This window comes from Streptomyces roseicoloratus (assembly GCF_004117935.1).
GTDB lineage: Bacteria > Actinomycetota > Actinomycetes > Streptomycetales > Streptomycetaceae > Streptomyces > Streptomyces roseicoloratus.
Genome location: NZ_SDOY01000035.1, coordinates 1 through 6,121, shown reverse-complemented (window position 1 = coordinate 6,121; position 6,121 = coordinate 1). Strand labels below are relative to the sequence as shown.

At 72.0% G+C, this 6,121-nt stretch carries 7 protein-coding genes; 1 reads left to right on the top strand and 6 read right to left on the bottom strand.

Features of this window, described 5'->3' with window-relative positions; all coding sequences use genetic code 11:
- Positions 1-83: 83 nt before the first annotated feature.
- The 5 genes from ESG85_RS02620 to ESG85_RS02600 all read right to left on the bottom strand — a co-directional run bounded on the left by ESG85_RS02620 (position 84) and on the right by ESG85_RS02600 (position 5,099).
- The gene (locus ESG85_RS02620) at positions 84-1,712 is read right to left on the bottom strand and encodes a molybdopterin-dependent oxidoreductase (protein WP_128976369.1); all 1,629 of its coding nucleotides are present in this window, start codon (positions 1,710-1,712) and stop codon (positions 84-86) included.
- 52 nt (positions 1,713-1,764) lie between these two features.
- Positions 1,765-2,679 carry an amino acid ABC transporter permease gene (locus ESG85_RS02615; RefSeq protein WP_128976368.1) on the bottom strand — a complete coding sequence of 305 codons (915 nt, stop codon included), beginning with the start codon at positions 2,677-2,679 and terminating at the stop codon, positions 1,765-1,767.
- Positions 2,676-3,341: an amino acid ABC transporter permease gene (locus ESG85_RS02610; RefSeq protein WP_128976367.1), complete on the bottom strand. Its 666-nt coding sequence runs from the start codon at positions 3,339-3,341 to the stop codon at positions 2,676-2,678. Before ESG85_RS02610 ends, ESG85_RS02615 begins: the two co-directional genes overlap by 4 nt.
- A gap of 10 nt (positions 3,342-3,351) precedes the next feature.
- Positions 3,352-4,203, bottom strand: coding sequence for a glutamate ABC transporter substrate-binding protein (locus tag ESG85_RS02605; RefSeq protein ID WP_181018941.1), 852 nt, complete (start codon positions 4,201-4,203; stop codon positions 3,352-3,354).
- Positions 4,204-4,343: 140 nt separating this feature from the next.
- A complete protein-coding gene (locus tag ESG85_RS02600; RefSeq protein ID WP_128976366.1) occupies positions 4,344-5,099 on the bottom strand; it encodes an amino acid ABC transporter ATP-binding protein in 756 nt (251 codons plus the stop codon).
- Between the two features lie 247 nt (positions 5,100-5,346).
- On the opposite strand from ESG85_RS02600, the gene ESG85_RS02595 reads away from it, so the two are divergent.
- A complete protein-coding gene (locus ESG85_RS02595) occupies positions 5,347-5,805 on the top strand; it encodes a Crp/Fnr family transcriptional regulator (RefSeq protein ID WP_128976365.1) in 459 nt (152 codons plus the stop codon).
- A gap of 42 nt (positions 5,806-5,847) precedes the next feature.
- Here ESG85_RS02595 and ESG85_RS02590 read toward each other — a convergent pair.
- A partial coding sequence (locus ESG85_RS02590; protein WP_164986145.1) for a GNAT family N-acetyltransferase occupies positions 5,848-6,121 on the bottom strand: 274 nt, incomplete at its 5' end.

Genomic DNA, 6,121 nt, shown 5'->3' with positions numbered 1-6,121 from the left:
GGCATCGGCGGTCGCCCCGGCGGCGCCTCACGCGGTGCCCGCTCCGCCGCGCGTCAGGCCGGCGGCGCCCACGGCGCCGGGTGCTACTCCTTCACCGTGACGGTCACCGAGTGCAGGCCCGTCGCGCCGTTCGGCATCGTGCCGGTGCGTCGTTCGGTCTGTACGGCTCCGGTGCCGTCGGTGGCGCGCACGGTGAGGGTGTGCCGGCCCGGGGCGGCCTGCCAGCGGTAGCGCCACTGGCGCCAGGTGTCGCGGCCGGCCTCGGTCCCGAGCTCGGCGTCCTGCCAGGGCCCTTCGTCGACGCGTACCTGGACGCGGGAGACGCCCCGGTGCTGGGCCCAGGCGACGCCGGCGACGGTGACCCGCCCGGCGGTCACGCCGCTCGCGGAGCGCGGGGTGTCGATCCGGGACTGGGTCTTGACCGGGGCCCGGGCGGCCCAGCCGCGCGGCACCCAGTAGGCGTCGTACGCGTCGAAGGTGGTGAGCTCAAGGGACGTGATCCACTTGCAGGCCGACACGTAGCCGTAGAGGCCGGGGACGACCATGCGCACGGGGAAGCCGTGGGTGAAGGGCAGCGGTTCGCCGTTCATGCCGAAGGCGAGGAGGGCGTCGCGGCCGTCCATGACGTCCTGCACCGGCGTGCCGATGGTCATGCCGTCGACGGAACGGGCGACGAGCTGGTCGGCGGGCCCGCCGGCCGAGGGCGGGCGCACCCCGCACTCGCGGAGCAGGTCGGCGAGGCGGACGCCGAGCCAGCGGGCGTTGCCGACGAGTGTGCCGCCGACCTCGTTGGAGACGCAGGCGAGGGTGATGTCGCGCTCGACCACCTCGCGGCGCAGCAGCTCGGGCAGGGTGAGGACGCGTTCGCGGGCCACTCCCCTGCCGTGGATGCGCAGCCGCCAGGTGTCGGCGTCGACGCGCGGGACGACGAGGGCGGTGTCGACGCGGTAGAAGTCGCGGTTCGGGGTGACGAAGGGGCTGATGCCCTCGACGGGCAGCTGGGCGCCGGGCGGCACGGCGGGCGCGGGCGAGACCGGCCGGGGCAGCCGCAGGGCGTTGCGGGAGGCCGTGGCGTGCCCGGAACGCGTCGAGCCCACCGTACGGCCGAGGAGCAGGGCGCCGGTGGCGCCCGCCGCCACGCCCGCCGCGGCGACGAGGACTCCGCGTCGGTCCGCGCCCGGTGCGGCGGCCGGCCGCGGGCGGGTGAGGCGCCGCACCAGGAGGTGCAGCAGGGCGGCGGCCGTGGCGGCGCCGACGAGCGAGGGCAGGGCGTCGGCGGGGGACGAGGAGTCGGGGCGGGTGACGGCGGCGAGCGCCCCGACGGCGCCGACCGCGGCGACGCCGGCGAGCGCGGCGGCCGTACGGCGCAGGGCGAGTCGGCCGAGGCCGGCCGCGAGGGCGGCCAGCAGCACCAGGACGCCGAACTCCAGGACGGCCTTGTCGCTCTCGCCGAACGTCCGGATCGCCCATTCCTTGACGCCGGTGGGCGTGAGGTCGACGACAGCGTCCCCGACGGCCGGCACCGGCCCGGCCTCGGGCCGCACGAGGACCGCGACGAGCCCGGCCGCCGCGAGCCCGCCGTAGCCGGCGAGGATCCCGGAGAGCGCGGCGAACAGCCGCTGGGTGCGGGTGGGCGGAGTGCGCGGAGTGCGGGGACCTGGCGGGCGCGGCGGGGACGGCGGACCGGCTGAGGCGGGCGGCGTGTCGGTCATGCCCGGGATTCCCGGCAGCGCGAGGGCTCGGGATGACGACGTGGGGCGGATCTCATGGCCGGTCGCCGGGTTCGGTGGGGTGTTCGCCCGGGCGGTTGAGTTCCTCGACGGCCTCGACGCCGACCACCGCGCCGGTGGTCCGCTTGCCGCGGCGCAGCCGGCCCTCCAGCCAGGAGGCGAAGGAGGTGAGGAGGAAGTTGAGGACGACGAAGACGACGGCCACGATGGTGAACGACGCGATGGTGTTCGCCCCGTAGTTGGCGCTCATCGGGCGGACGGAGGCGAGGAGCTCGGAGAAGCCGAGCATCGCGCCGCCGAGCGCGGTGTCCTTGACGATGACGACGAGCTGGCTGACGAGCGCCGGCAGCATGGCGGTGACGGACTGCGGCAGCAGCACGTTCGTCATGGTCTGGCCCTTGCGCATGCCGATCGCCTTGGCCGCGTCGGTCTGTCCGGACGGCAGGGCGAGGATGCCCGCGCGGACCACCTCGGCGAGGACGGACGCGTTGTACAGGACGAGGCCGGTGACGACCGCGTACAGGGGCCGGTTCTCGGGGCTGACGTCGGTGAACTCCGAGTAGGCGGCGTTGGCGAAGAGCATGAGGATCAGCACCGGGATGGCGCGGAAGAACTCCACGACCGTGCCGGCCGCGGCCCGGACCCACCGGTGGTCGGAGAGCCGGGCGATGCCGAACAGCGCGCCGAGCGGCAGGGCGATGACCATGGCGAGGGCGGCGGCGATCACGGTGTTCTTCAGGCCCGGCAGGATGTACGTGGTCCAGACGCGCGAGTCGGTGAAGAACGGGTCCCACTTCTCGCCCTCGAGCTGGTTCTTGGCGGCGAGGCTGTCCACCACCCACCAGATGATCGCGGCCACCGCGATGACGAACAGCACGGTGTAGAGCACGTTGCGGCGGCGGGCGCGCGGGCCGGGGACGTCGTAGAGGACGGTGGGCTTCTCCTTCATCGTTTCACCGCCACCTTCTTGGCGACCCAGTTGAGGAACAGGCCGGTGGGCAGGGTGAGGCAGATGAAGCCGAAGGCGAAGATCACGGAGATGAGGATCAGCTGGGCCTCGTTCTCGATCATCTCGCGCATCAGCAGGGCCGCCTCGGCGACGCCGATGGTCGCGGCGACGGTGGTGTTCTTCGTCAGGGCGATCAGGACGTTGGTGAGCGGGCCGACCACCGAGCGGAAGGCCTGGGGCAGCACGACCAGACGCAGCGTCTGGGTGAAGTTGAGGCCGATCGCGCGGGCCGCCTCGACCTGGCCGAGCGGCACGGTGTTGATCCCGGAGCGCAGCGCCTCGCACACGAACGCGGCGGTGTAGGCGATGAGGCCGAGGACGGCGAGCCGGAAGTTGATGCCGGTGAAGTCCTTGGCGCCGAGGCTGACGCCGAGGGTCTGGAAGAGACCGAGCGAGGTGAAGACGATGATGACGGTGAGCGGGATGTTGCGGACGATGTTGACGTAGACGGTGCCGAAGCCCCGCATGAGGGGGACGGGGCTGACCCGCATGGCGGCCAGCAGCGTCCCCCAGACGAGGGAGCCGATCGCGGACCAGAACGTCAGCTGGATCGTGGTCCAGAAGGCTCCCAGGATGTCGTAGTCCTGGAGGAAGTCGAACACGGCTGCCTGCTCAGGGGACCACGACGCCGATCTTCGGAGGCGGTTCGTTCTGGTATCCGGCAGGTCCGAGGTTCTTGTCGACGGCGGCCTGCCAGGAGCCGTCGGCGACCATCTTCTCCAGCGCCTCGTTGATCTGGGCCTTGAGTTCGCTGCCCTTCTGGACGCCGATGCCGTAGTTCTCGTTGCTCATCTTGAAGCCGCCGAGCTTGAACTTGCCCTGGAACTCGGGCTGCGCCGCGTACCCCGCGAGGATCGTGTCGTCGGTGGTCAGGGCGTCGATGACCTTGTTCTCCAGGCCGGTCAGGCACTCGGAGTAGCCGCCGTACTCCTGGAGCTGGGCCTGCGGAGCCAGCTTCGTCTTGACGTTCTGCGCGGAGGTGGAGCCGGTGACCGAGCAGAGCTTCTTGTTGTTGAGGTCGGCCGGCTTGGTGATCGAGTCGTCGTCGGAACGCATCAGCACGTCCTGGTGGGCGAGCAGATAGGGACCGGCGAAGTCGACCTTCTCGGACCGCTGGGGGGTGATCGAGTACGTGGCGGCGATGAAGTCGACGTCGCCGCGCTGCAGCAGCGTCTCGCGGTCGGCGCTCTTCGCCTCCTTCCAGTCGATGTCGCCCGGGTCGTAGCCCAGTTCCTTGGCGACGTACGTCGCCACGTCCACGTCGAGGCCGGTGTACTTGCCGTCCGGGGTCTTCAGCCCGAGTCCGGGCTGGTCGAACTTGATGCCGACGGTGATCTTCTCGTCGTCTCCGCCGCCCGATCCGCCACCACCGTCGTCGCTGCACGCGGCGGCGGTGAAGGAGAGGACGACCGCGGCGGCCGCGGCCACGGCGAGCCTGCGGTTCCTGAAGCGGTTCATGGTCATCACCCCACGCTGATTACGGTGGTACGGGTACGTACGGGTACGTACGGGTCGTTGGTGCGGGCGCCCCTTGCGGGGTCCGCGGTGCGGGTGTCCCTCGTGGGACGGGAGGTGCGGCCGTCCCTCGTCGGGCCGGCGGTCGGTCAGTGTTTGAGGATCTTGGACAGGAAGTCCTTGGCGCGTTCGCTGCGCGGGTTGCCGAAGAACTCGTCGGGGGTGGCCGACTCGACGATCCGCCCGTCGGCCATGAAGACCACGCGGTTGGCGGCCGAGCGGGCGAAGCCCATCTCGTGCGTGACCACCACCATCGTCATGCCGTCCCTGGCCAGCTGCTGCATGACCTCCAGGACCTCGTTGATCATCTCCGGGTCGAGGGCCGACGTCGGCTCGTCGAACAGCATCACCTTCGGTTCCATGGCGAGCGCGCGGGCGATCGCCACGCGCTGCTGCTGGCCGCCGGACAGCTGCGCCGGGTACTTGTCCGCCTGGTTGGCCACCCCGACCCGCTCCAGGAGGGACCGGGCACGCTCCTCGGCCTTCTTGCGGTCCGTCCTGCGGACCTTGACCTGGCCGAGGGTGACGTTGCCGAGCACCGTCTTGTGCGCGAAGAGGTTGAAGGACTGGAAGACCATGCCGACGTCGGCGCGGAGCGCGGCCAGTTCCTTGCCCTCCGCCGGCAGCGGCTTGCCGTCGATGGTGATCGTGCCGGAGTCGATGGTCTCCAGGCGGTTGATGGCGCGGCAGAGCGTGGACTTGCCGGACCCGGAGGGCCCGATGACGACCACGACCTCCCCGCGGTGGATGGTGAGGTCGATGGACTGGAGCACGTGGAGCGTGCCGAAGTGTTTGTCGACGTCTTCGAGGACGACGAGTGCGTCGCCCCCTTCCGGGACGGCCATGGCACCCTCCTGGGTCCGCGCCCGCATTGCCGCTTCTGCCCACGTTCATGCTCCGCCCTCCGTCGGACGGGCGCACGCCGGGACGCCTTCACCGTAAGCGCACGGTGAGACCCCCGCGACCGGTGGTGCGGGCGAGGCGTCAGGCGCGTACGGCGTCCGTGTGACGGGCCGGGTCGGTGTCGGCGTACGGCGCGTGTGCGGCGGACACTGGAGTCGGACGCACCGCCGGAGCGCCGAGGAGGCCGTCATGAGCACCGCCGCACCCAAGGTCAGCACGCTGCCGCCGGAGCACCGGGAGCGGCTCATGGCCTTCGCCGAGGACGTGTACTTCGAGTCCGGTCACCGGCTGTTCGAGGAACAGGACCGCGCGGACCGGTTCTGGATCGTGAAGACCGGCGCAGTCACCCTGGACGCGAAGGTGCCGGGACGCGGCTCGCCGGTCATCGAGACGCTGCGGCACGGCGAGCTGGTGGGCCTGTCGTGGATGTTCCCGCCGTATCTGTGCCAGTCCGGCGCCGAGGCGATGACGCCGGTCAGGGCGTACGAGTTCGACGGCACGGCGGTGCGCTCGATGTGCCGCACGGACGAGTCGTTCGGCTACTCGGTGACGTACTGGGTCGGCAGGATCCTCGCCCACCGCCTCCAGGTGACCCGGGTGCGCCTGCTCGACCTGTACGCGCCGCACGGCAGCGGCATCCTGGCCTGACGGCCCGCCCGGCCGGGGGCGCGGGCGCCCGACCGGCGGCGGTCAGGGCCGGTCGAACGGGCGGACGTGCCAGTCGAGGAGGGTGCCGTCCGCGTGGCTGATCTGGCCCCGGTGGGCGAAGCCCGCCCGCAGGGCGACGGCGGACGCGGTCGCGTCCCCGGCGGTCGTGACGATCACGGCGCGGCGGGCGCCGGCGGCGCGGGCGTGACCGCAGGCGAGCAGCACGGCGCGGGTGGCGAGGCCGCGGCCCCGGGCCTCCGGTTCGAGGACGAAGCTCAGGTCGGCGTCGTGGTCGGCGAGGGCGGAGGGCCCGGTC